Source organism: Paenibacillus phyllosphaerae, assembly GCF_014192105.1.
Classification (GTDB): Bacteria; Bacillota; Bacilli; order Paenibacillales; family Paenibacillaceae; genus Paenibacillus_Z; species Paenibacillus_Z phyllosphaerae.
The window spans coordinates 315,162-340,266 of sequence record NZ_JACHXK010000007.1 but is presented as its reverse complement, the minus strand read 5'-3'; the positions used below and the strand labels follow the sequence as shown (position 1 = coordinate 340,266).

Sequence of the window (25,105 nt, the reverse complement as noted above, 5' to 3'; positions counted from 1 at the left end):
CATCCTTTGGCTATCGAAATAGGAGCAAACCCCATGGATTAGATGGGGTTTGCCTGGTTATCCTCTACTTCTTCATTTCTTGGTACGCTGCCCGGCGCTCATCCTGGATAGCCTGGCCGCCAAGCTTCAAGTATTCGGCGACGCCCCCGTCGAAGATCTTCTCGAACTGATCCGGCTTGGCCAGAATGCTCTTCACGACGATCTCGTAGCCCTTGGCCTTCAGCGTCGTGCCGTATTTGATCTCGGCATCGATCGGACGGTCGAAGCGAGGCATCGTATAGCCGTCTTTGAGCGCGTTCCGAATGGATTGCTTGGCAATCTCTTCATAGCCCGGGTATTGGTAAGCGGTAGCCTCGATATCTTTGTCCGTGGAGCCGAAGTCCTTGCCGTTCGAGATTATGGCGATATCGCTGTTGTTGTAGAACGTTTTCTTCGCGTCGTCCGTTGTAACCGCTTTCGGGAAGCCGTTCTCGAGCGTATAATGCTGGCCTTCGATCCCGTTCTGCAAGGTGAACAGCACGTCGGATTGGGACATCCAGTCCAGATACTTGATCGCTTCTTCCGCATGCTTGCTCGTCTTCGGGATCATGATGTGCATGCCGATCGGATCATAGATCGACTTGGGCGTCTTGCCTTCTTCGTCCGTGAACGGATCGATGGCGATATACTCCGCGCCCGGAACGTTCTCCTTGAGCGTATCGAACACTTTACCCGGCGCCATCAGGTTGGCGTGCGCAGCCAGCGCGGTGAAGGCGCCGACATAACCGTTCGCCACGTCGCTCTCGAATTGCTTGCCGTCCTTATCGAGCGCGAAATCGGGATTGATGAGGCCTTCTTGATAGAATTTATTCAAATATTGAATGCCTTCCTTGTACCCCGGTTTGGTCAATTCCGGAATGTAGCTCGATGTGGTGAAGGCATAGAACTCTTCTTCCGTCATCTTCTTCACGAAGGAGTTCACCATAACGAACGGGGTCGTAATCGACGTGCTGTCGATGGCGCTGAAGTCGTAAGGAATGACTTTGCCGCCCGTCTGGCCGGGGTCTTGCTCCTTAAACGCTTTCATCGTTTCGTAGAATTGTTCCGTTGTCGTTGGAACCGGCAATCCCAGTTTGTCCAGCCAATCCTTGCGGATGTACGTCGATTGCGTAAATTGCAGCGGCCGCTTCGCGGGAATCGTATATTGCTTGCCGTTGAAGACCCCGTAATTCAGCGCTTCGTCGCCCAGGAACTTCTTCAGGTTCGGAGCGTTCTCGATCAGCGGCGTGAGGTCGGTCAAGCCGTCATCTTTGACGTAATTGTAAATCGTGTTCATATCATAAGTAAACACGAGATCCGGCGCATCGCCAGTCGCCATCAGCACGTTCAGCTTGTCGATTTCCTGGTTGCGCGGTACGGGGACGAACTCGAGCTTAATGTTATTCGGATCGCCGAACTTTTCTTGGATCCATTGCGTCCAGTAGTTATCCGTGACAGGACCAGCGCCGGCCGGCGCGTTGCCGCGGTCGAACACTTCCACTTTCAGCGTCACTTTCTCTTTATTGCCGCTTCCCGCATTCCCCGATGAAGCGTCCGAGGCGCCCGAAGCGTTGTTATCATTCGAATTGCCGCATGCCGATAGTACGCTTGCCAGCAGTACGACTGCCGCCGATGCTGCGAACCATTTTCTTTGTTGTGCGTGCATGTACGAAACCCCTTTTCGAATAATGTGCCTTGCTCTATGTTATCACCTCTGCAAGGCAGAGTGATTAACCAAAACGAGATTCAAGCGGAATCGTTCTCATCCTTTGACCGCCCCGACCATGACGCCGGATACGAAGTAACGCTGCAGCCATGGGTAGACGATCAGGATCGGTACGGTGGCGAACATGATGCTTGCCGCTTTAAGCCCTTCCGCAACGACCTCGGTGGCAGCCGCTCCCTCCTGTGCGGTCAGATCGGTAACCATACTGTTCATGACGACCTGATACAGCTTCAGCTGGATCGGGTACATCTCCGAATTGCTGATGTAGAAGAGCGCGTCCATGAATCCGTTCCAGCGGGATACGGCATAGAACAAGCTGAGCGTGGCCAGCGCCGGGAGCGACAGCGGGAGCACGATCCGGATCAACGTCCCGATATGCGAGCTGCCGTCCAGATAAGCCGATTCTTCCAGGCTGTCCGGGATGCTGCTAAAGAACGAACGGAGAATAATCAGATTGAATGCGCTGATCATGCCCGGCAAGATGAGCGATAACATGCTGTCCAATAGCCCCAGCTGCTTCACCAGCAAATATTCGGGAATCAAGCCGCCGCTGAAGAACATCGTGAAGACGATGATCATCATAAAGAAGGACCGGCCTTTTAATTGCGTCTTGGTAAGCGGATAGGCCGCGCATATGCTCATGATCATGCTCACGATCGTGAACGCCGTCGTCAGCACGATCGTCAGTCCCATCGACCGCAGCATTCTGGAATCTTGGAAGACGATCTTGTACGATTCAAAGTCCCAACCTCTCGGGAAGATCGTAACCCGATCGGAGATAATTTCCTGCTTGGAGCTGAGCGACACCGCAATGATATGCAGGAACGGGATAAGACAGATGAGCATGGCTGCTCCAACGATGATCATAATGGCGATGTCCGCCAGCCGGATTCGATTTAATTTGCCTTCGTTTGTCATGCTGCCGCCCCTCCTACCATATTCCTTGCTCGCCGAAGCGCTTGGCGATCGTATTCGACAAGATGACGAAGAACAATCCCACCAAGGCTTGGAACAAGCCCATTGCCGTCGCCAGCGAGAATTGCGCGGATTGCAGACCCGCTTTGTAGACGAATGTACTGATGACTTCCGCGTAATCCATAACGAGCGTATTGCCCATGACGAACGGACGTTCAAACCCAATGGTCATGATATGGCCAAGCTGCATGATCAGCATGACGATAATCGTCGGACGGATGCCCGGCAGCGTAATATGCCACATCTTCTTCAGCCGGCTCGCGCCGTCTACGTCCGCAGCCTCGTACAGATCCTTATTAATGCCGGTCAATGCGGCGAGATAAATGATCGTTCCCCAGCCTGCGCTCTGCCAAATGCCGGTGCCGAGATAGACGAGCAGCCAGTGATTCTTCTCCGTCAAGAATGGGACCGTATCGAAGCCGATGGCCGTGATCACGTTGTTGACCAGGCCACCCTGATTGGAGAACATCTGATACACGAGGCCGCCGATGATGATCCACGAGATGAAGTGCGGCAGATACAACAGCGTCTGCGCCGTCTTCTTGAACCAGGTTACCCGAAGCTCGTTCAGCAACAGCGCGAGCAGAATCGGCGCAGGGAACGAGAAGATCAGATCCAGGAAGTTGAGCATGAGCGTGTTGCGGACGACAATATAGAATTGTTCCATCTTGAACAGCTCGCGGAAGTTCTCGAAGCCGACCCATTCGCTGCCCGTTACGCCCTTGAAGATGCTGTAGTCTTGAAAGGCGATGGCAGCGCCGTACATCGGGACGTACTTGAACAGAATGAAATAAGCGATTGGTAGAATGAGCAATAAGTACAGCTGGTAATCTTTCCATATGCCTGTTGCCTGCCGGCGCCTTGCCAATGGCAATGGCTTGCTGCGTGCCAAGCTCCGATTCATATGCATCCCTCTCTTTTGTTGTGAAGAAATATAGTGTGGCCTGCTGCCCGTTAAGCTGCTGTGTCCAGGCCGGCTAACCACACTATACGGGGATGCAAGATTGCGGCACAATAGACTCATTTCCGCAGGGTTATCCGAATTCCGAAACCGTTGATACGCCTGGGTTTGACGGCTGCGGGCAGAATTGGGTTCATCGATCGGATCACGGATAACGAAGTGCACAAAGGCCGGGCAGAATGAACTCTGACCCGGCCTTGGCGTTGCTTTCTTGGCTAGTTAAACATCGTGAAGCTGATGGCTCGCATAGTCGAAGCGCTTGCCCTCGAGCATGCCGATCAGCGTATTCGTCAGTCGGATTGCCACCTCGTTATCGCCTTCATGGAGGATGGACGCGCTGCCCGCGAAGCGGTACGGCGACCATGCGCGGACGCCGAGCGATGTTCCATTGACGATCACTTCCGCGCAGTCGTGGAAGTGCGGGTCCCAGTTCGCGAAGGCGATCTCGAACGTCTCCTCCTGCGGTACCTTATGCAGATGGAAGGTCTGACTTAATCGGACCGTACCCGCATAATACGGATGGCCCGGCTGGGTCGTACCCGTAACATGGCCGACGCCTGGCTTGGTGATGATTCTCGCTGGCTGCTCCGCGGATCCGGCTGCAACCCCGAAATCCCCGATGATGTAGATCGTATTCACGACGCCGTGCCAATCTTCCGCCGCTTCGACTTCGATACACACCTGGTTGTGCCCGGATTCGAGATACGGCAGGATATCGCAGGACCGGTTTAAATAATCGTAATAGATATCTTGTTCGAACGAATTGCTCGGCAACAGGTGACCGTTAATGCGGATCGAGTAGTTACCGGCAATAGCCCCGCGCTCCATCAGCAGCTTGCAGGTAGGCGGCAACTCCTCGACGATAAATTCGGCTTCGTAACGGCAGTTCGCCGGATATTGTACTCGCGCTTCCATCGGGATCCCGAACGGCTGGCGAAAATGCAATGGCAGGCGCTCTCCCTGCGCGGCCAGATCGGCTACTTGGTCGATGAAGGTTTTCGGCTGCACCTTGACCGGCGCCTTCGCCCCATTGACGGTCAACTCGAATTCGCCGAGTCGCAACACATTGTCCCGCTCCGCCGCCAGCTCCCAATCCGCAAGGCAATCGAGTTGGAAGACCGCGTGGTTCTGCGGCCGCTGGGTTGAAGCTGGAAGTGTAAGGGCGGTCGAGTCCGAGGCGGATTCGGCTCCTTCCCTGCTGCTCAAGTACAAGGCATGCGCTTCATACGGGGCAAAATCGAGCGAAACCTCCACGCTGCCGTCTTCGAGCGCCGTGTAGGGAATCCCCTTCGTCTCGCCTGTGACGAGGTCCAATAGCTCGACGGATAGCGAATTCCGCAAGCTGCATAACGCGCCTTTATAGATGAAGCGGGTCGCTTGATGCTCCCCTTCCTGGTTGCTTAAGAAGACCAGTTCCGCCTCATCGGGTAATTCCCTATGCTGGATGAGGAAGGAACGAACGGCTGAGTCGTCAGCATGTTCCAACCTGACCAAGGCAGGCGACGTTCGCTCCACGATTCGGAGGAATGCATGAATGGCTTCGTTATCCTTAAGGCCATGCTGCGCTTCGATCCAATAAGCTCGCCCGCGGCCAATCTGCCGGTCCACGATACGCGGCAGTTCTTGCTCGGCGGCCGAGTCGGCCCAATACGTGCGGCTTGTCGGACGCTCCGCGCCGAACCAGGCCAGCGTCTCTTCCTCTACGCCCGTGCGCGCGTCGATGGTCTGGTACGGCAAGAGGCCAACTGCAATCACCGTGCCGCCGCTCTCCGCGAAGCGGCGGATCACGTCCCACGCTTCGGACTCCAGCGCGCTCATCGGCGGCAGGATCAATACGGAATATTCGGCCTGTCCGAGGCGAATGCGTCCCTGGTCCACTTGCGCTTCGGCGAGTATCTCCGAATCAAGGTGGTCGTAGTCCCGCTGATGAAGGGTGAGCATTTTGCACATTGCATGCCAGTCGTCCTTCAATTGCTGCAGCCGCCGAGCTTCCTCCTGATCCTCCCCGCAATAACGGAATTCATGGAACGGATTGCCCATATGCGCCCAGATGGACGCCGTCGGGTACAGCACCGCCAGATCGGTCTTCATGCGCCCTTCGCTCATGAGCACGCTAAGTCTTGCCGTATAGTCGGCCAGCAAGCCGAAGTGCGGCCAATAAGGATTCTGCAGGAATTGTGAGGGCGGCGCGTCATGTTTGGTCAATCCGTCGGTCGTGTAGTAGAAGGCATGGAAGTTGAACATGTTGACCCCGAGCGCGGCCAGCCGGTCGATCATCCACTTGGCGTCCTGCAGTGTCATCGACCAGCCTACGCTGTGGAAGCATTCGACCAGCACCCGTTCTCTTCCGAGCTGGCGGGCAAGGGAGGTCATCATCTTTGGATTGTAGCGGAAGCTGTGGGCGTACCGGTCCAGGATCCATTCGAGCGATCGGCCAAGCTTCTCATGCGCGCTGTCCAGTCCCGGGATATGGCTGTAGCGCTGCGTCGACATGCGGACGGACGGCACTTCGGCGATATATTGCAGATTGTGCGCTTCGCACCAATCATGCACCTGACGATGGTAGTTGTCCCGCAGCAGCTCATGGATGGCCTGGTAATACTGATAACGGACTTTGGCCGATTGATCTCCCATGTCATACAGCAGCGCCGGCAGCTGTTCGTGAAGATCCGTGCCGAATTTCTCTTTCATGTAACCGGCAATGACGGGCGACCAAGGCAGGTGGCCGAGCAGTCCTGTCTCGTCGGTGAACATGCCCTTGACCGTCGACGGCATGCGATCGCCAAGGGTGTCTGCATACCTCTGGTGCGTAAGCTCGATGAAGGTGCGCATCGCGTCTTTGTGCAGCGGGTCGACGAAAGTGCCGTAATATTTGAAATCGCTGACGTCTTCTTCCACGAAGGCATGCACCTCCCATGGTCCGCTCCCTGCCGGCGCTAGCCAGCGCAGCTGCTTCTGCGGATTGTACGTGAAGAAGCGTTTGTTGTTATACGCGGTAAGTCCCGTCTTCTGGAACACCTGCTCCGTCTGGATATTGCCGACCCGGCTGCGCAGGTCAACAGCCTCCTCCCATACCGGAGCGCCGGTTGCCGGTGAGATCGGCACAGCCTTGGCGTACAGCACCTGTCCCCAAGGCAAGTCTAGCTGAGCCTGCCCGCCACCGCTTATGGGTACCGACCGATGCGCCAGCAGCTTATGCTTGGCATCCGGATGGTGCAGCAGCACCTCTCCGCCGGCAATGCCGCTCGGATACGGGTACTCGTCATAGAGCCATACTTCGAGGTTGCGCTTGGCGGCCAAGTCGGTCACGAAGCGCACCTTCTCGAACCAGTTGTCGGATAAATACGGAATTTGCAGCCCTTGCCGCGGACACAGGAAGAAGCCGCCCAAGCCTTTGTCCGCCATCTCGCGGATCTGCCGCTCCAGTTCCCGGTCATCCATCTCGCCGTTCCAGAACCAGAACGGCTGGATGCGGTACGCGGAAGACGGCTGCGCATATTTCGGTTGATGCCGCATGTTAATCACTCCTAGGAGAAGAATCTTATACGGCTAAGATAGCAGACGCCGTCCTTCGCGTAACTGCAATTTCGTTGCCTAAACGTGCAGTTTTCCCGGATTCTGTTTTATGATAGGCGTAGAGGGGAGCGATTCGGATATGCGTGCGTGGCATGCAGGAGATTTCAACAAGCTTCGCCTGGCGGTCAATTTCGCCGGTCGGACGACGGCCGATCCGGGGCATCAATGGGGACCGCGGATCATCCCCGACAACCAGCTGATCTATATGCTGGCAGGCAAGTCCGAGCTGCGACTCGGCTCTAGCTGCCATGAGCTTCGTCCCGGGGACATCGGGCTCTATGGCGGCGGCACGCCTATGGTGCTGCGCAGCCCGGACGGAGAGCCTTTTACCTACTATAGCGTCCATTTCGATTGGGGCCGCGAATCGCCGGAGCCCGTCCATCCGTCAGCTGGCATGATCTATTGCGGGGAGAGCGGAATGGCGCAAGAGCCGGTTGATCTTACGATCGACTTCGGCCGTTATACCCGATTGCCGATCCCGTTCAAGTTGAGGACGCCGCAGCTGGAGGAGCCAATTCGTCAGCTCGTTGACGAATACGAGGAGCAACAAGAAGGCTATGAGCTTGTCCTGCGCAGCCGATTGACGGTTCTGCTGGCCGCGCTGCTGCGAATGTTGACGGAAGAGCAGGAATCCGATACCCGGCGCAAAATAAAACCGGCCCTTCAGCTGCTCGCGCAGCATCCGGACCGGACTTGGCCGGTAGCCGAACTGGCCTCGGCCTGCGGTTACCAAGCGGCATATTTCGCCGAGCTGTTCAAGGCCGCTACGGGTACGACGCCTAAGGCGTATATGATGGACCAGCGGATGCGGCTGGCAAAGCGGCTGCTGCTCGCTGGGGAACCGATCGATGTCATCGCCGAACGGCTCGGCTACAGCAGCACGCATTATTTTCACCGCAGTTTCAAGGAAGAGACCGGCATGACGCCTTCGGAATTCCGGATGCAGGAATAGCCAGGCTGCGGCTCTATGGCAGCTATCTATAAGCACGAAAGAAGCAGCTGACCTCATATCAGCTGCTTTTCCTGTTCCTTATGCGCTTCGCCCTGCGAGTGGCGATAAAGTTCCTCGTAATAGCCCTTCTCTAGCAGCAGCTCCTCATGCGTACCTTCTTCCACGATCGCTCCGTGCCGGAGGACGAGAATGCGGTCGGCCTGCATGATCGTCGACAAGCGATGCGCGATGACGATCGTCGTACGGCCTTCGGATACGACGCGCAGCGCCTCTTGGATCAGCTGCTCCGTCTGAGAATCCAGATTCGCCGTCGCTTCGTCCAGGATGAGGATCCTTGGACGGAAGACAATAATTCGCGCGAAAGATAATAGTTGGCGTTCGCCCGCAGATAACCCGCTGCCGCGCTCGGACAACTTCGTATCGTAGCCGTCTTGCATCCGCTGGACGAGCACGTCCGCGCCGACCAATCGGCAAGCCTCAATGACGGCTTCGCGGGAGATCGACTCGTCGAACATGCGGACGTTATCGATGATGCTGCCGGAGAATAAGAACGGCTCCTGCTGCACGAGACCGACGATCCGATGCAGCTCTGCTTGCGGCAGATCCCGAATATCTTTGCGGTCGATCTGAACGTTGCCCTCCTGCACGTCATAGAAGCGGCACAGCAGGCTCATCAGCGAGCTTTTGCCCGCACCGGTCGTACCGACGACGCCGATCATCTCGCCCGGCCCGATATGCAGATCAAGCCCTTGGAAGATCGGCGCGCTTCCGTTACCGTAGCCGAACGTGATGCGGTTGAAATCTACGCGGCCCTCCACCTTATCCCGATCGATTGCGAGCGGCTGCGCCGGGTCTACGATATCCGGCTTATGGTCGAGCACGCCCCAGATCCGGTTCATGGCGACTGTGGCCGACTGCAGCGTATTCCACTGCTGCGTAATCGCGTTGATCGGTTGGAAGAATTGGCGGATATACGTGATGAATGCGTACAGCACGCCGAACTCGAGCGTCTCGCCAAGGACGGCCTTGCCGCCGATCCAAGTGACGAAGGCGATCGTCAAGTTGCTGAGCAGATCGAACGTCCGGTTGAACATGACCATCGAGCGAATCTCGCGAACATTCGCTTTGAAATACGCATCGTTCTTCTCCTCGAACAGCTTGCCCTGCGAACGCTGCTGCTGGAACGCTTGAATGAGATTCATGCCCGACAGGTTCTCGGCGACGAACGCCACGAGAGCGGACAAGCGGGTGCGTGCCATCTGATACGTATTGCGGATGAAGGAGCGGAACGCGATCGAGATGCAGGCGATGACCGGCAGCAGAATCAGGCAATACGCGCCTAGGGTCGTATCGAGCTGGAACATGAGGACGAGGATGAAGATGAGCGTCAGGCCATCCCGCAGCAGCGTGAGCAGCACTTGGCCCAAAAATTGGTTGACCACCTCGGTATCGCTCGAGATATGCGTGATGAGACTGCCGCTCGGCATCTTGTCGAAGTACGACATCGACAGCTTCGTGATATGCCGGAACAGCTGCTTGCGGATCTTGGCCACGATGCTCTGCCCCGCGAACTGCAGCAAATTGTTTTGGAGATAAGAGAACAATAATTCCGCTATCGTCAGGCCGAAATACACGGCGCAGATGATGAGCAGGCTGCCGAAATCATTCTTGCCGACCATCAGATTATCGTCGATCACGATCTTGACCAGATACGGTTGGAACAGCTCGCAGGCGATCGCGATCACGGTGCAGACCATCACCATCGCGAAGGTGAGCCGGTGCGGTCTCGTATAGGCACCTAAGATGTTAAAAGCAGATTGATACTGCGGCTTCGGCTTCCGGCCAGGCTCCGATTGGGGTCCGTTATGCCCTTGTTTAATGGTTTGCTGCATGCCGGCTTCCCTCCTCTTGGATCGCATAGAGCTCCGCGTATTGCCCGGATTGTGCGAGCAATTCCTCGTGCTTGCCGCGCTGGATGATCCGTCCCTCTTCCATGACGATGATCAGATCCGCGTGCTTCAAGGCGCTGAGGCGGTGCGCGATAATAATCGTCGTCTGGCCTTCCCGCTCCTCCTGGATCGTCTTGATGATCTCGGTCTCGGTCACCGCATCGACGGCGCTGACGCTGTCGTCGAGAATCATGAACGGGGCCTGCTTGATCAGGCCGCGCGCCAAGCTGGTACGCTGTCGCTGTCCGCCGGACAAGGTAATTCCGCGCTCCCCGAGCTTCGTCTCGAACCGGTCCGGGAATTCGATGATATTATTGTAGATTTGCGCTTGTTTGGCTGCGGTCTCCACGTCGCCCATCGATGCTTCTCTCCGGGCAAACGCGATATTGTCGCGGATCGATGTGCTGAACAGGAAGCCGTCCTGCGGCACGTAACCGATCTGATTGCGCAAGCTTTCCAGTTGCACGCCGCGAATATCCGACTCGCCGATCGTAATCGATTCTGCCGGCGCTTCATACATGCGCAGCAGCAGCTTCACGAGCGTAGTCTTGCCGCTTCCCGTGCGGCCGACGATGCCGAGCGTCATGCCTGGTTGAATGATCAGATCGATATCCTTCAGTGAAGGCTGCGATGCGCCCGGATACGCGAAAGTAAGATCGTGCATGCGAATCGCGCTGCGATCAAGGTCGACCGGCACGGCATCACCCGCCTCCACGATATCTGCCTGGACGGCCATCAATTCGTTCAGCCGCTGTAAGGAAGCGCGCGAGCGTTGCAGCGTATTAATGACGTTGCCGATCTGCTGAAGCGGGTTCATGAGCAATCGAACGTACATCGTCAGCGCAACGAAATCGCCAAGCGTAATCTGGCCGTTCACGGTCAAATATCCGCCCAGCCCGATCGCCACGATCATCGACATCGAGCCGAGGAATGGCACGAGCGCTTGGAACAGCGACGAGATGCGCACCAGCGACAGCTGGTTGTCGCGGATCCGATCGACATCGGCGCCGAACCGTTCGATCATGACGTCTTCAACGGCGAATTTCTTCGTCACCCGGATGCCGCCGAATTGTTCCTCCGCGGATTCCGTCATCGTGCCCAACGCTTCCTGGACGCGCATCGATCGGCCACGGATGACCGGTCCGAACTTCGCCACGATCCAGGGAATGACGAGCAATGGCCCCACGGACGCCGCGATCAGATAGAGCGGAATATCGCTCAGGATCATGGCTCCCAAGCAGGATAATAAGAGCAATGAGGACATTGCCAGCTGGTTGATGCCCATGGAGAGCGACTCGCGAACACCTGTAACGTCGTTCATGAAATAGCTCAGGATCTTGCCGACGCCGTTTTTCGAATAATAATGCTCGCTAAGTTCCGAGAAATGCCCGAACAACCGTCGTCTCGTTATGTAGTCGAACAATCGGCCGACATACATGACCAGATACTGCCCGTACCCGCCGAAGAGAGCATAACATACGCCGATCAGCAGCAGAAACCAGCTGTAGCGTACGACGTCGTTCGAGCCGAGCTCCCCTGCTTGCAGCCGGTCCGTGAAGGCCCCGAGCACTTTGGGGAAATAGGCATAAACGATACTGGCCAACGCATGCAGCGATATGGATGCGGCATACAAGCGCCAAGTCTGGATGAAATAAGGTTTCAGAATGCCATTCGTCTTCAAGAATGTTCACCGCCTTACTTGATATTGTCTTTGCCGTATTCTGAAATGGATGCGTCCATTCAGACTTTCTTATTCGACGTATACATATGTATACAAATGCCTTTCGTATACGAATGTATACGACTCCTCGAGGTCTGTCAACTCTTCTTTTGATCGCCGGATTGGATCCTGTACGCCGGTTACGAATATCCCCGTGCTCCTACCTCAAGTTTCTATATGAGTTTTTCGCTAAGTCGTCATGTAGTTTTCAAAGGGAAAGTTTCCATATAATAGAATTTGTAAGCGCTTAATATTGTGGATTCGGCCAATCCGCAGCACTTCATCATGAAGGGGGAGATGGCGAGCAAGGTTTAAGTTCTACGCGAACGAGAAGCATTAAGTTCGATCGTTGGAAGATACGTTTTTACTACGAGAGGAGCATGTTAATGAAGAAAAGACGCTTTGGATTGTCGCTGCTGCTGGCCATCGTCGCCGCCATTTCGTTTAATGCCAATGCTTTCGCGGCCGCATGGGGTTCATCGGACCAATGGGCAACTTGGTCGAACAATGGCTATATTCTGTACAACAACGTATGGGGCTCCGGCGCGGGGGCACAGAGCATCTGGGCGAATTCGTACAGCAACTGGGGCGTGTGGGCGCAGCATCCGAATACCGGCGGCATCAAGTCCTATCCGAACAGCACTAAGGATATCAATAAGAAGCTTAGCGCGCTGTCGAGCGTCAAGAGCAGCTTCAATGTCACCGTACCGTCCAGCGGTGCTTCGTACACGACCGCTTACGATATTTGGGCAGGCAACTATGCCTACGAAATTATGCTGTGGATGAACTATGCGGGCGGCGTGAAGCCGATCTCTTACAACTGGGATGCCTCGGGCAACCCGGTTCCGGTCTTCACGAACGTAAGCGTGGGCGGCCATACGTGGAACATCTATAAGGGCAGCAACGGATCGAACGAAGTATTCTCCTTCGTAAGAACGGGCAATACGAACTCGGGTACGGTCGATGTGCTGGCGGTGATGAACTGGATCAAATCTAAGGGCTGGTACAGCGATGTCGTGCTCGACCGGGTGCAGTTCGGCTTCGAGATCACCTCGTCCCCGGCCGGTCTGAACTTCATGTCCAACAGCTTCTCGGTTACATCGAGTTAAAATAGTTCGACCAACAGCGCGTCAAGGATCCCCTTGGCGCGTTTCATTTTGCCAAAACTAAGAAAAGACCCTCCCCGAATCAACCATTCGGAGAAGGCCTTTGGCTAAGTTATTTGGTACCGGCGACCGATTAGTTATAGTACGGCCAGCCGCTGGAATCCCAATACAGGTCGCTGATAAGGAGCTTCGGTGCACCGTTGTCCGTCGCGTCATACGCATGGCGGACGATCAAGCTGGTGCTCGGCACATCCTGGCCGCCTGGTCCTACCCATTGCGTGTTGCCGCTGTCGATCACGGTAGCGCCGCCGTTCTTCATATCCGTGCCGTCCTTCGCATAATAAGGGCCGAATACGCTAGTGGAACGCCCTACCGCAACTTTGTACGTGCTGCTCGTGCCAGCGCAGCAAGTGCCGATCGAGACGAACAGATAGTAGTAGCCTGTGCTCGCATTGTAGATGATGCTGGAGCCTTCAATGCCGCCGGACTTCGTTGCAACACGGTAGGAGTTGCCGGTCGGTTTCATCGTTGTTTTGTCGATAGCGGTTACATAAATTCCTGCGAACCACGAACCGAAGCTCATGTACAGATTGCCGCTCTTATCGGCAAAAAGGTTAGGGTCGATCGCGTTATACGTCGAAGACGAGTTGGAGCTGACGACGACGCCTTGGTCTACCCAATCGCCTTTGAGAATGGATGTGCAAGTAACCAGACCGATCGCGGACGTGTTGGAGCCGAAGGAAGAGATGGAATAGTACAGATGGTACTTGCCGTTATAGTAGTAAATGTCCGGCGCCCACACGTCGAGCTTGGTGTGGTTCGGCACGTAAGTGCTCCACCAGGAAGGCTCGCTAGCGAAGACTTGGGTACCACGGCTGAAAGTCGTGCCATTCGACGAGTAGAGCACTTGAATGCCCTGCCCGGTGCTGAATACCCAAGTGATCCCGCTCTCCACAATATACGCAGGGTCATGGACGCCGATATCGCCCGAGAGCGTCCGTGTGGAAGCGTTTACGGGAAATGCAACCATAAGAAGCATCAGTGCGGACAATAACAATAACGTTACCTGTTTTTTCCTTGCCTTAATCATTGTTTCACTCTCCTATGCATAATAGTATTCACTTCCGCCAATAACCGCCCTATTCACCTCCCGTTTAAAGTATGACTACAATGTTAGCGTTTACATTAATGATAAAAAATGAATTCGATCCTTCGATCGAACGCCTTCAAATCTTATTATTAATAAATACATTAACATTGTAATAAATACATTCATGTTTATGTAATTAAACTAGCCTAATTCTTAACAATAGTCAACCTCTTTTTTTTGACGCAAAAAAAGCAGCGGAATACGCATCCGCTGCTCACCAAGCAATCGCTTATTCATTGTGGATGATTGCGTGATCCAGTCATCCTTTAACCGAGCGCGGGCACATCCGTCAGCTCGATCTCCGTCGTGCTCGTCCCGTGCAATTCGAGCACGACGAACTCATTGCGCCCTTTCCTCAGCAGCGGTCCCGGCAAGTACAAGGTCTGCTGCGGTCCTCTCTCCCAGTATCGGCCAAGGTTGAAGCCGTTCACCCAGACGACGCCTTTGGTCCAGCCCGGAAGCTTAACGAACGTATCGGAGATGTCGTCCACGGTCAGCTCGCCTTTGTAGAATATTGGGATCTCGGATTCGGCCGCTTCTTCGGGAGACGCTTGGAACGGCAGCTCTGCCAGGCTCGTAAGCGGCAGCGGGTGAATCGTCCAGTCGAACAGGAATTGATTGTCGAGACGGACGCCTTCCGTAATGCCCTTCGCATCTCTTAAGCGCGGTCCGTAGTTCACCCGGCCCATATTCTCCACCAGAATATCGAGTGCGGCCCCTTCTGGCGGGATGTTCACGATCAGCGGTTTCGGATTCCATCGCTCGACTGTTCCGATCCATTGACCATCGATGTAGACTTGCGCCCGGTCATGAACGTCCTGCAGATGGAGCTCCTGCTGGTTGCGCGGTCCGGTTACGTGCGTGCGGTACAGTATGAAGCCGTAGTTCTGGCCGAGCTTCTCCATCGGCTCGGGCGTACGCCGGCGAACCGGCGACGATAACGCGTCGAGATGAGCGAATAAGCCGGCTGACTCCGTCAACTTCACCGTGCCATAATGCTGCTTGCGCGAGGGCTCGGGCAGCTGCTCCGCGACTTCGGCGCCATGCTTGCGCAGCACGTCACGCACCGCGATATATTTGGCCGTCACATCCCCGCATTCGGAGAGCGGCGCATCGTAATCGTAGCTCGTTATCGTCGCTTCGTATTTCTCCTGATAATTCGCCCCGTTATAGAAGCCGAAATTGGTTCCGCCATGGAACATGTAGAAATTGACCGAGGCGCCAGCCTGCAGCATACGGTCGAGCACATCAGCAACGTCGCCGGCATCCCGAGTATGATGGGATTTGAGCCAATGGTCGAACCAGCCGTTCCAATATTCCATGACGAATAGCGGCTCATCCGGGCGGTATTCCCGGAACTTCGCGAACTCTTCCTCCGGCCTGGAACCGAAATTCACGGTAGCCAGCACATCCGGCAGCGATCCTCCCTGCAGCATCTGATCGGTGGGACCGTCGGAAGTGAAGAGCAGGACATCGACGCCGCGCGCGATCAGGCCATCCCGCAGATAGGCCAAATAGTCTTGGTCATTGCCGTAACTGCCATATTCATTCTCGATCTGTACCGCGAGAATCGGGCCGCCGTTCGTGCTCAAGAGCGGCACCAGCTTCGGCAGCAGCACGTCGTAATACGCATCCACCTTGCTCAGATAAGCCTCGTTCATGCAGCGCAGCTGAATGTCCGCATCGCGCAGCAGCCAGGCGGGCAAGCCGCCGAATTCCCACTCTGCGCATATATACGGGCTTGGCCGCACGATGACATGCAGTCCGAGCTCGCCGGCAAGCGCGATGAAGCGCTCCACGTCCGCCAAGCCATCGAAGCGGAACTCGCCTTCCTCCGGCTCGTGCAGATTCCACGGAATGTACGTCTCTACCGTATTGAAACCGCACGCCTTCAGCTTCAATAGTCGATCTTCCCAATACTCGGGAACGACACGGAAATAATGGATCGCCCCGGACAATAGACGAATCGTTTCTCCACCGAGCAGGAACTGCGAGCCTTGCACTTCAAGATTAGCCACGGATACCCCTCCACAGGAATGATGTAGCTCTATTATCCGTATCAACTGCGTTCGACTCAATCGCCAAATGGAGCATCTTCTATACCAATTGTGCCGTGGTGAAACGGCTATTCCGGAGAAATAGAAGATGATTGATAAGCGTGCAACGAGTCGACCGCATCTGCGCGGCCCGTGATACAATAAAACCAATATCCTTGCGAAAGAGTGATCCGACGTGCAGAACATGATCGGCTTCCCCAATATGACGCAGACGCTGCAGGTGACCGGCTGCCATATCGGCCGCTTCCCGCCTGGCTGGGAATATCCGCGGCATCATCATCACCTGTTCGAGCTGCTCTGCTGCCTCGGCGGCGAAGTCGTCCAAGAGATCAGCCGGACGAGCATTACGCTTAGAGACGGGGATTGGCTGCTGCTGAATGCGGGCGTGAGACATAAGACCACGAACGCTGCCCAAGAGGATTACGCGTTCTTCAATGTCCACTTCGACCTGGACGATCTGGACATTCGTCGGCTGCTAGGCGCGACGCCGTACCGCCTCATTCCCGCTCATGAAGCCGCGCAGTCCGGCGGACTAACCCGCGCATTCGGCGAGCTGCAAGCCTTGATGCAGCCAACCGATGGCGAGGAAGGAAGCATCGGCGCAGCTACCCGGTTGGAAGATAAGCTGCTCCTGCAAGCGAATTTGCTGCTCATCATTCGCGAGCTGCTTGTGCTAATCCGATCGCAACAATCGGCCGGCACGGAGCCTGAACGCGTCACCTTGTTCGCTGCCGACGCCGCCCATGCGATCGAAGAGCGATTATCGACGGGCCTTGCGGAAGACGTCTCGGTCGCGAGCGTGGCGAAGGAACTGAACATGAGCCGCAGCCAATGCACGAAGCTGTTCACCAAGGTATACGGACTATCGCCGCGGCAATACGTCAGCCGGCAGAAGCTGATGCTGGCCAAGGAGATGCTCGTGACGTCCTACTTGCCGGTTGCCGAGATCGCGCAGCGGCTGGGCTTCCAATCCGCCAGCCACTTCTCGCGGCAATTCCGGCGCTGGACCGGCCAGTCCCCGACGGCGTTCAAGCCGAAGCATCGGGGAAGCGATCCGGAAGCGTAGCGGAACCGTTAACGAGCGGCCGAACCGTTAAGCTTGCTTAATCCTCGTAACCCAGAATCATTTGGTCAAGCGTCGTACCGGCTAATACCATCGGGTACACGTTCTCCTCGGTCGGGATGACGAACTCGATGAGCACAGGTCCCGGCGTGTCCAACGCTTCCTGCCAGACTTTAGCGGCGTCGGCTTTGGTCGTTGCCTTTAATCCCTTGATCCCGTAGGCTTCCGCGAGTTTCACGAAGTCCGGGCTGCCGGCCAGATCGATCTGGCTGTAACGTCGCTCGTACATCAATTCCTGCTGCTGTTTAACCATGCCGAGCACCTGGTTGTTCAAGACGACGATCTTGACCGGGATCTGGTGAATGGCGCAGATCGCCATCTCCTGCGCGCACATCTGCATGCCCCCGTCGCCGTTGATCGAGACGACGAGACGGTCGGGATTGCCGACTTGAGCCCCGATCGCGGCCGGGAACCCGAACCCCATCGTGCCAAGGCCGCCCGAAGTAATGAGCGAGCGCGGATGCTTGAAGCGATAGAACAGCGCGGTCCACATTTGGTGCTGGCCAACATCCGTGGTGATGATGGCCTTCCCTTGCGTCGTCTCGCTGATCATCTCGAGCACGTATTGCGGCTTGATCGCCGTATCCGAATCGGTGTACCGCAGAGGATGCTGCGCTTGATATCCTTGGAGCTGCTCCAGCCATGCGCCCGACTCCGTTGCTTGCGCCTTCGTATTCGCATAAGCCAGTACGTCCTTAATATCGCCGATACACGCCAGATCCGCCTTGACGTTCTTGCTGATCTCCGCCGGGTCGATATCGATATGGGCGATACGCTTCGCCTGCGGCGCGAACCCGTCCAGCTTCATCGTCACCCGGTCATCGAACCGCGAACCGATCGAGATAATGAGATCCGCATTCTGCACCGCCATGTTCGCCGTATACACGCCGTGATGTCCGAGCATGCCCAGCGACAGCTCGTCATCGCTTGGGAATCCGCCAAGGCCGAGCAAGGTCGTAGCGACCGGGATGCGAGTGGCGTGGACGAATTCGATCAGCTCCTGCGACGCGTTCGCATAGACAACGCCACCGCCCGCAATGATAACCGGTTTGCGCGATTCGGCGATTGCCTCCAGCAGCGCATCGATCTCGGCCGGATTCGGTTGCGGAGCGCCATGATAGCCGCGCAACTGGATCGTATCCGCGGGACGATACGCAATCCGCTGGTTGCTGACGTCCTTCGGGATATCGATCAACACCGGACCTTTGCGGCCCGAATTCGCAATGTGGAACGCTTCATGGATGATGCGGGGAAGGTCGTTGGCATCACGAACCATATAGCTGTGCTTCGTAATCGGCATCGTGATGCTGATAATATCCGCTTCCTGAAAAGCATCCGTGCCCATCACGGTCGTCGGCACGTTGCCCGTAATGACGACCAGCGGCACCGAATCCAGATGGGCGGTCGCAATGCCGGTCACCAGATTGGTCGCGCCGGGTCCGGATGTCGCGATACACACGCCTACCTTCCCCGTCGATCGGGCATAGCCGTCCGCCGCGTGGATCGCGCCTTGTTCGTGCCGGGTCAAGATATGCTTGAAGTCCGGTTGATGCACCATCGCGTCGTAAATATAGAGCACGTTGCCTCCCGGATAGCCGAATACGCACTCCACCCCTTCCTCCAGCAAGCCGCGCAAGAGTACCTCCGAGCCGGTAATCCATTCTTCCGTATTCGTCGATGCTTCATTCGTCGTCGTCGTCAATTGCTGTTCCATAGGACAGCCTCCTTATCCAAATTAAAAATCCCCTCTCCTCCCAAGCAAGCCGACCATCTTCAGCTCATCTAGGGACGAAAGGGGATTTTTCGCGGTACCACCCAAGTTCGCTGCCACCCTCGCGGATGTCAGCCTCATGAGGTAAGGACGATGCCTTACCTGCGGCGCGTTAACGGGCGCCAATTCGGTTGAGCCTACTTGCAGGCGTGGACTTGAAGGCCAGCCGCGTTCGGTCAACAGCTCTGAGACGACACCTTGGCAAGGGCTTAAGGCAAAGGTCTCAGCGTTCCCTCTGCTCTCTGGGCATAAGCGTCCTTGTCGGCTTTCTCTTCATCGCTTGCGGATATCAATAAAATAACCCCTTTCATCTTCGGACTCGAAGCGCTGCTTCAAGCCTTGGGACGAAAGGGGAATGTTCGCGGTACCACCCAGGTTCACCGTCACCATCGCGGGTGCCGGTCTCATGAGGTAAAGCCGATGCTTTACCTGCAGCATGTTAACGGATGCCAGGCCGGTCGAGCCTACTTGCGGGTACGCAATCGCGCCTTCCGCTTTCGGTCAACAGCTCCGAGACGACACTATACCGGCGTTATGGCGGAGGTTTCAGCAATCCCTCTGCTCTCTGGACATGAACGCTATTGTACAGCCTTCTCTTCTTCGCTCGTTTTTGATTTTTCTGATAATAGCATAGTTTGGGGCGTTTATCAAATTATTTTGGCGCACCCTATTAGCTATCCCTTATTTCCCCAGCTCTGCCGTAATCGTTCTTAGTTGGGCTTTATAGATGAGGTTCCTATCCTCCAACACTAACGTATCTCCACGAAAATCCCGATGGCGTGCGTGAAGCGTATTCCCTTCCCGATCGACGAATTTCAACTTCTGAACCTTCTTAAATGAACCTTTGGCATTCATCTTCAGCAGCATGTATTGATCATGTTTCCCATAACCACAATCAAATAAGAAGCTGTCCTGCCATGTGATAAATCCGGCTGATCCGGATATCTGAGGGTTATAAAATTCCGTAAGACCATCCGAGATCTTGGAGAGATGGAAGGGCGTATAATAATAAAACCACACTTCATCGTCATGGACGACGTTAAGCGCATAACAGTCTATGATATCCGCCTGATGGTTCTTGAAGAATGTATTCCCTTCCCGATCCCAGGCGATTAACCCTGAGGCGCCGATTGGGTGATCCCACCCGTATTTACCGAATACCCCTTCATCAAAATAACTGGTCCAGATCGTCCCGCTAAGTGTCACTTGGACCTGCTGAATGCCGTCTCCTAACAACAATTCGCTTAATTGAACTCCGTCTAAATCAAATATCTTCCCGTTGCGTTCATAATCCGTATCAGAGAATCGTCTTGTCCGTGCCCCGGCTAACAGGAATTTGTCCTTATCGAGAGGTTGAACGAAGTGATAGTTATATGTCTGATTGTTGATCGTGGTTTCGTAGATATTCTCCTCATCGATCGTAAGCACCTTATACGTCAAGGTTTGGTCGGTTCGAGACGGGACGAACATGCCTTGTATGCGCTCTGGAATCTGGTTGACTAATAAGACGTAGATTCGATGGTCGAAACCAACGGATACCGTAACGATTTCATATCCCGCCACATCGTTCGTCATATCTGCTAACGGCGATAGCTCTATATTTACGTTCATGAGAAAACCCCCATTTTCTTCCTCGTTGCCGCGTTTGTAAACTGATTATCGCCGAAAAGGTTGCGCCGGAACAGGGCGAAACTATGGCGAATACGCCGAATTATCGCATGGAGGTTTACGACGAAGAAGACCCCTAAGCCACTAGGCTATCGGCTGCGGATTCATTGCATCTCACTGAGAAAACGGTACAGACGGCTTCCGTAGCAGACGTGCCCTTTAGGGATGCACGAACTAACTTAGACACCAAACAGCTGTGCAATTTGTGCGCAGCTGTTGGCATCACTATACTTCCAGTCCACCAAGGATGCTGCTGGCTACAGCGGCGAGATCGGCAATGTCAATGATGCCGTCATGGTCGATATCGCAGTCTTGGACCTTCGCCCAATCTGCGTCAGCCGACGTCTTCCCGTAGGCGGCCGCAACGATGCCGAGATCGCCGATCGTAAAGGCGCCGTCTCCGGTCGTATCGCCAGGCAGCCGCGTGATGACCGAAGAAGTGAATGCGGCAATGGCTGCCGTCAGGTCGGATACGGCCTGACTCACTTGCTCGTCTGTCGCTCCCGCATTGTCTGCCACTGCAGAGGCATTGCTGATCGCAGCCTGCAGCGCAGCCTTAGCTGCTGCCGGGTACTGCCCTGGCTGCGTGCCGACCACTGCCGCATCGTACAGCTCTGTGGCCTCTCCGATAAGTGACACGAGCGCTGTTGTATCTGCGGCAGGCTTAATGGCAACATGGGCTGCCGAGCCAGTTACGACAAGCTCTTCACCCTCATCGTTCGCCACCGTGCTGCTCGTGACGGTAACGGTTGCCGTCGCTTCTTCCTTCAGCTCCTTCGCCGTGAAGCTCAGCTTCAGCAGCTCGCTGTCGCCTTCTACGCCTGCGCCGGTCGACGCCGCGATTATGCGGACCGTTCCCGGCGTCGTTTCGGTTGCGGCGATCACGCCGAAGCTATCCTTGACCGATACCGCCTGCACGAAGACCAGCTGCTCCGGATCATAGGCAACCGTCAGATCCTGTGCATAGACCGGTACGTTCACGTTCGCGAGTCCATAGGTAAGGTCAAACGGCTGTCCGGCTAGAGCGTTATCCGTGCCGGTTAGCGTCGAAATGATATCATGCTCGCCTGGATGAATCCGCAGCTCGCTTATACTGTTCCATAGGTTTAAATTGTTGCCGTAACCGATGAACCGCACATAACGGGCGTTGTGAGACTCATCGAAGACGAATAGCTCGAATCCGTTTGTCGTTCCGCTCGAATTTCCGCCCTCTATTTTGTCATACACTTTCGTCCATTGCTCGCCGTCGACGGATACTTCAAGTTCGAAGATCGTTTTGCGCATTTGCCCGTTGTAGAAGGCCATGCTTACGGAATTGACGCTTCGTACCTGGCCGAGATCGGCGATTGCCCACTGTCCTTCGCCGCTGGCGGACCATCTCGTATCCAGATTGTTGTCGATGATGTTCTCCACGACGTTGCCGTCGTCGCTGCTCGAGCTGACCGTAACAATCGGCAGGTTGACCAGATTCGGAGGGATAACGACTAGCGAGACAATATTGGTGCTCTTGGACAGCGTGATGCCGCCAAGCTCCACGGTAACCGTTACGTTCGCCGCGCCCGGAGAGACCGCCGTTAGCTGTCCTTCTCCATTCACGCGGAGCACGCCTTCATTATCGGATTCGAACGTCACATCGCCATCCGCGAATACGGCTTCATTCCCATCCGACATGCTGCCGATTACCTGGAGCCAGGCTGTCGTGCCATTGTCCATGCTCGTGCCGGAATTCCAGCCTGGTTTCGTCCGGTCGGGTACCAACGCAATCTGCTGCAACGCGGCAGGGGTTTTGGCTATGTCTAAGTTCACCGTATATTGGGCGCTAGCTAAACCATCCTGCGACATGACCCTAATGACGGCCGTTCCCGGCAATGCTGCCGCCTGTTCTACCTGAGCCGTCGCTCCTTCGCTTCTGGAAACGGCTGCAAGTGTTGGCACATTCGAGGTGCCGTAGGGCAGTGTAATCTTATAATTGCGCTTGCCCGGCTGAAAGCCCGCAATCGGATTACCGTTCAGCGTAATAGACTGCAGCTCGAGAGCCTCGCGTGCATTTCGCTTATCCAACTGGTCAAGATACAGCGACTGGGGCTGCAGCAGCTCGCCCTGGCCAAGGCCTTCCACATAATCGACGGGAGCCGTCTCTCGGGCGCTGTGCAGCGTCGGTTCGACCCTTACCTCCGTCACGTTGCCTCTTGTTCCGATAATATAACCATTGCCATACTGCCTGGAATCGATTGCAATACCGCTCAAGTTGGGATGGGCCCTGACCCCATGCGTGTTCCAGAATACCGATTGCGAAGTGGTAACCCCGTGTTTGTAGGACTCGCTGGTTGAAGGATACGGCCTGACGCTCGCCTCAATTCTGTCGCCGTCGAGCTCGATCCCGTCAATCAGGTTCGACGCGCTTAAGTACTGGTGGAAATCGATAACGAGCGACGGGTTACGCGACACGGAACCGCGAATGACATTGCCATTCGTACGCATATGGGAGAACGAATAATTATGCCGTCCCTCCTCGGCTCTTGCGTTCACAATAAGGTTGTCATTGCCGATAAGCTCGTATAAGTAACCATTGCCGCCTCCGCCACGGGACAGCGGCTTGCGGATGTCCGTATCTGCGATCGTCACATTCCGCGAGTCGAAGGTCGTAATTCCGCTGGATAAGATATGGTAGTCGTATCCTGCCGAATTGCTCGGCGGACGATAGGAATGGACATTCCGCGCCCAAGCATCCACGACGCGAATGAAGCGAATCGCTTTGCTTCCTGCTACTTGATGGGCACCGGTACCTTCGATCATATAATCATTTTCCAGCAGACCGGGAGTCAGATTCTCTACATTGCCGATCGACAAATGCTCGACCCCGACCTCGGTCACAGGAGGAGTCAGTTTGTAGACGCTGGAGAAATCTCTAATCTTAAGCGGATAACGCGTCGGAATATCGATCGTAATCGTATTCGTGTCGGTATCGATGGCGACTACTTTCCGATAGAACGTGATTCCTTCGTTGCCCTCGTAAATATCCCACCAGCCGGTCATCTGATGCTCCTCGATGAACTCGGCCGTGTATTTGTTGCTGACCGTTACCCAATCGCCGGGTTCGAACAAGGAAGCATCCTGCACGGGAATCATGACGGTCGGCTCCGGCAGATCGGCGCGGATGAACGTCTCCGTGCCCGGTATGGCTTGGAATTGGCCGTTCTCCGAAGTCACCGCGATAATATCCTTGGATCTCATGACAGGCTCATCGTTAAAAAGAAACGTATGCTCCGGTCCGGCTCCGCGCAAGACGACGCCGCTATGGCTAATGCGCAGCGACTCACTGCTGGTGGCCTGCGGCTTAATTCGGTAGGTGCCGGGCGGCAAATAGACAACGCCGCCGCCCGCTTCGCCGGCATCGTCGAGCGCCCGCTGAATAACCGCCGTCACATCGTCCGCTCCCGTATTGTTGGCGCTGTATGGCGCTTCTGTCACATCAAGGAACACCCCCGGTATCTCTTCCGGCGGCGATTGTCCCATCCGGTAGCCGGCGTAAGAGAAGTCGTGCAGGAAGCGCCCTTCTTCATCGGAGAAGCCCGGATACCAATCTTCCGGATAGAGACTGCTTCTGCCGTTATCGTCCAGTTGCCGGTCCTGCTCTTCCGCCGGCGTCTCCGTTGCTTCACGATTCAATACGAGCTGCGGCGGATAGGCGCCGCCAGCGAATGTCTTGCTCGCGAACGTTGTAAAACCGGAGCTCTGAAGGATAATAGTCAGCGATCCGTTATCGGTTACGTTACGAAGATGGTTCGACACGTCGATCTCGTAATAGCGGGCGCCTTCGAGACGCGTCTCCGCAGTCGTGCCTTGACTAACGATATCCACGGAAGCTATGCCGCCCGCAAGCGTTGTGATCGCCGGTCCCGGAGCGGGAGCATTGTTCCAAATAATCGTATCCTCGGTCCACTCCGAAGGATTGCCGTCCGTCTCATAAGCCGTAACTGTCGAGTTATAACGCGTATCGTTGTTATACAACCGCAAGATGCCTGATGGGTAATCGTCCAGATCGATGCCGTCAAGATTGAATTTCAGATAGGTACGCCTCACATTGCTGGGATGACCATCGTGCGTCACTTCCAGACTTCCGGTGTAACCATAGTTGGTACCCGAATTCAGTCTCGAGATATGCGCGTCATCGGTGGCCTTCAAGACGATTGGGGCTGCCGCCCCTCCTTCCGGTTCCTCCGCTGCATAGACACCCGCGGGCGTCACCATCCCGAACGCGAGCGCTGCCGTCAGCAGACCGGTCAGCAGCCGACTGGCGTATTTCGCCGGAGCTACCCTTTGTTCACTGCTATACTTGCTATTCATAACCTG

Annotated in this window: 14 protein-coding genes; 3 read left to right on the top strand and 11 right to left on the bottom strand. The window is 55.6% G+C overall.

Annotation, left to right across the window (positions count from 1 at the left end; translation table 11 throughout):
- Positions 1-64: 64 nt before the first annotated feature.
- The 4 genes from FHS18_RS17690 to FHS18_RS17675 all read right to left on the bottom strand — a co-directional run bounded on the left by FHS18_RS17690 (position 65) and on the right by FHS18_RS17675 (position 7,196).
- Positions 65-1,684: an extracellular solute-binding protein gene (locus FHS18_RS17690; RefSeq protein ID WP_183601403.1), complete on the bottom strand. Its 1,620-nt coding sequence runs from the start codon at positions 1,682-1,684 to the stop codon at positions 65-67.
- A gap of 96 nt (positions 1,685-1,780) precedes the next feature.
- Entirely contained in the window at positions 1,781-2,662 is an 882-nt protein-coding gene (locus tag FHS18_RS17685) for a carbohydrate ABC transporter permease (RefSeq protein ID WP_183601402.1), read from the bottom strand.
- A gap of 13 nt (positions 2,663-2,675) precedes the next feature.
- Positions 2,676-3,623, bottom strand: coding sequence for an ABC transporter permease (locus FHS18_RS17680; protein ID WP_183601401.1), 948 nt, complete (start codon positions 3,621-3,623; stop codon positions 2,676-2,678).
- 276 nt (positions 3,624-3,899) lie between these two features.
- Complete coding sequence (locus FHS18_RS17675) at positions 3,900-7,196, bottom strand: glycosyl hydrolase (RefSeq protein WP_183601400.1); 3,297 nt, start codon at positions 7,194-7,196, stop codon at positions 3,900-3,902.
- A 139-nt stretch (positions 7,197-7,335) separates the two neighbouring features.
- On the opposite strand from FHS18_RS17675, the gene FHS18_RS17670 reads away from it, so the two are divergent.
- Positions 7,336-8,208, top strand: coding sequence for a helix-turn-helix transcriptional regulator (locus tag FHS18_RS17670; RefSeq protein WP_183601399.1), 873 nt, complete (start codon positions 7,336-7,338; stop codon positions 8,206-8,208).
- Between the two features lie 53 nt (positions 8,209-8,261).
- Here the strand turns inward: FHS18_RS17670 and FHS18_RS17665 are convergent, their stop codons facing one another.
- Positions 8,262-10,100, bottom strand: a complete 1,839-nt coding sequence (locus FHS18_RS17665) for an ABC transporter ATP-binding protein (RefSeq protein WP_183601398.1) — start codon at positions 10,098-10,100, stop codon at positions 8,262-8,264.
- Positions 10,084-11,838, bottom strand: a complete 1,755-nt coding sequence (locus FHS18_RS17660; RefSeq protein WP_183601397.1) for an ABC transporter ATP-binding protein — start codon at positions 11,836-11,838, stop codon at positions 10,084-10,086. Before FHS18_RS17660 ends, FHS18_RS17665 begins: the two co-directional genes overlap by 17 nt.
- A 425-nt stretch (positions 11,839-12,263) precedes the next feature.
- Between FHS18_RS17660 and FHS18_RS17655 the strand changes: the two genes are divergently transcribed.
- A complete protein-coding gene (locus FHS18_RS17655) occupies positions 12,264-12,986 on the top strand; it encodes a GH12 family glycosyl hydrolase domain-containing protein (RefSeq protein ID WP_221401361.1) in 723 nt (240 codons plus the stop codon).
- A gap of 130 nt (positions 12,987-13,116) precedes the next feature.
- Here the strand turns inward: FHS18_RS17655 and FHS18_RS17650 are convergent, their stop codons facing one another.
- The gene (locus FHS18_RS17650; protein ID WP_183601395.1) at positions 13,117-14,073 is read right to left on the bottom strand and encodes a glycoside hydrolase family 43 protein; all 957 of its coding nucleotides are present in this window, start codon (positions 14,071-14,073) and stop codon (positions 13,117-13,119) included.
- A gap of 326 nt (positions 14,074-14,399) precedes the next feature.
- The gene (locus tag FHS18_RS17645) at positions 14,400-16,151 is read right to left on the bottom strand and encodes a glycoside hydrolase family 35 protein (protein WP_343060562.1); all 1,752 of its coding nucleotides are present in this window, start codon (positions 16,149-16,151) and stop codon (positions 14,400-14,402) included.
- Between the two features lie 223 nt (positions 16,152-16,374).
- On the opposite strand from FHS18_RS17645, the gene FHS18_RS17640 reads away from it, so the two are divergent.
- Positions 16,375-17,256: a helix-turn-helix domain-containing protein gene (locus FHS18_RS17640; protein WP_183601447.1), complete on the top strand. Its 882-nt coding sequence runs from the start codon at positions 16,375-16,377 to the stop codon at positions 17,254-17,256.
- Positions 17,257-17,293: 37 nt separating this feature from the next.
- On the opposite strand, the gene ilvB is transcribed toward FHS18_RS17640, so the two are convergent.
- The 3 genes from ilvB to FHS18_RS17625 form a co-directional block, all read right to left on the bottom strand.
- Positions 17,294-19,027 carry a biosynthetic-type acetolactate synthase large subunit gene (gene ilvB / locus FHS18_RS17635; RefSeq protein ID WP_183601393.1) on the bottom strand — a complete coding sequence of 578 codons (1,734 nt, stop codon included), beginning with the start codon at positions 19,025-19,027 and terminating at the stop codon, positions 17,294-17,296.
- 738 nt (positions 19,028-19,765) lie between these two features.
- Complete coding sequence (locus tag FHS18_RS17630) at positions 19,766-20,695, bottom strand: hypothetical protein (protein WP_183601392.1); 930 nt, start codon at positions 20,693-20,695, stop codon at positions 19,766-19,768.
- A 282-nt stretch (positions 20,696-20,977) separates the two neighbouring features.
- Positions 20,978-25,099: a DNRLRE domain-containing protein gene (locus tag FHS18_RS17625; RefSeq protein ID WP_183601391.1), complete on the bottom strand. Its 4,122-nt coding sequence runs from the start codon at positions 25,097-25,099 to the stop codon at positions 20,978-20,980.
- Between the last annotated feature and the right edge of the window lie 6 nt (positions 25,100-25,105).

Bases quoted from the DNA above. Each gene is read 5' to 3' on its own strand.
- FHS18_RS17665 (WP_183601398.1), bottom strand. From the start codon at position 10,100: ATGCAGCAAACCATTAAACAAGGGCATAACGGACCCCAATCGGAGCCT.
- FHS18_RS17680 (WP_183601401.1), bottom strand. From the start codon at position 3,623: ATGAATCGGAGCTTGGCACGCAGCAAGCCATTGCCATTGGCAAGGCGC.
- FHS18_RS17685 (WP_183601402.1), bottom strand. From the start codon at position 2,662: ATGACAAACGAAGGCAAATTAAATCGAATCCGGCTGGCGGACATCGCC.
- FHS18_RS17625 (WP_183601391.1), bottom strand. From the start codon at position 25,099: ATGAATAGCAAGTATAGCAGTGAACAAAGGGTAGCTCCGGCGAAATAC.
- FHS18_RS17640 (WP_183601447.1), top strand. From the start codon at position 16,375: ATGATCGGCTTCCCCAATATGACGCAGACGCTGCAGGTGACCGGCTGC.
- FHS18_RS17675 (WP_183601400.1), bottom strand. From the start codon at position 7,196: ATGCGGCATCAACCGAAATATGCGCAGCCGTCTTCCGCGTACCGCATC.
- FHS18_RS17650 (WP_183601395.1), bottom strand. From the start codon at position 14,073: ATGATTAAGGCAAGGAAAAAACAGGTAACGTTATTGTTATTGTCCGCA.
- FHS18_RS17670 (WP_183601399.1), top strand. From the start codon at position 7,336: ATGCGTGCGTGGCATGCAGGAGATTTCAACAAGCTTCGCCTGGCGGTC.
- ilvB (WP_183601393.1), bottom strand. From the start codon at position 19,027: ATGGAACAGCAATTGACGACGACGACGAATGAAGCATCGACGAATACG.
- FHS18_RS17630 (WP_183601392.1), bottom strand. From the start codon at position 20,695: ATGAACGTAAATATAGAGCTATCGCCGTTAGCAGATATGACGAACGAT.
- FHS18_RS17690 (WP_183601403.1), bottom strand. From the start codon at position 1,684: ATGCACGCACAACAAAGAAAATGGTTCGCAGCATCGGCGGCAGTCGTA.
- FHS18_RS17655 (WP_221401361.1), top strand. From the start codon at position 12,264: ATGAAGAAAAGACGCTTTGGATTGTCGCTGCTGCTGGCCATCGTCGCC.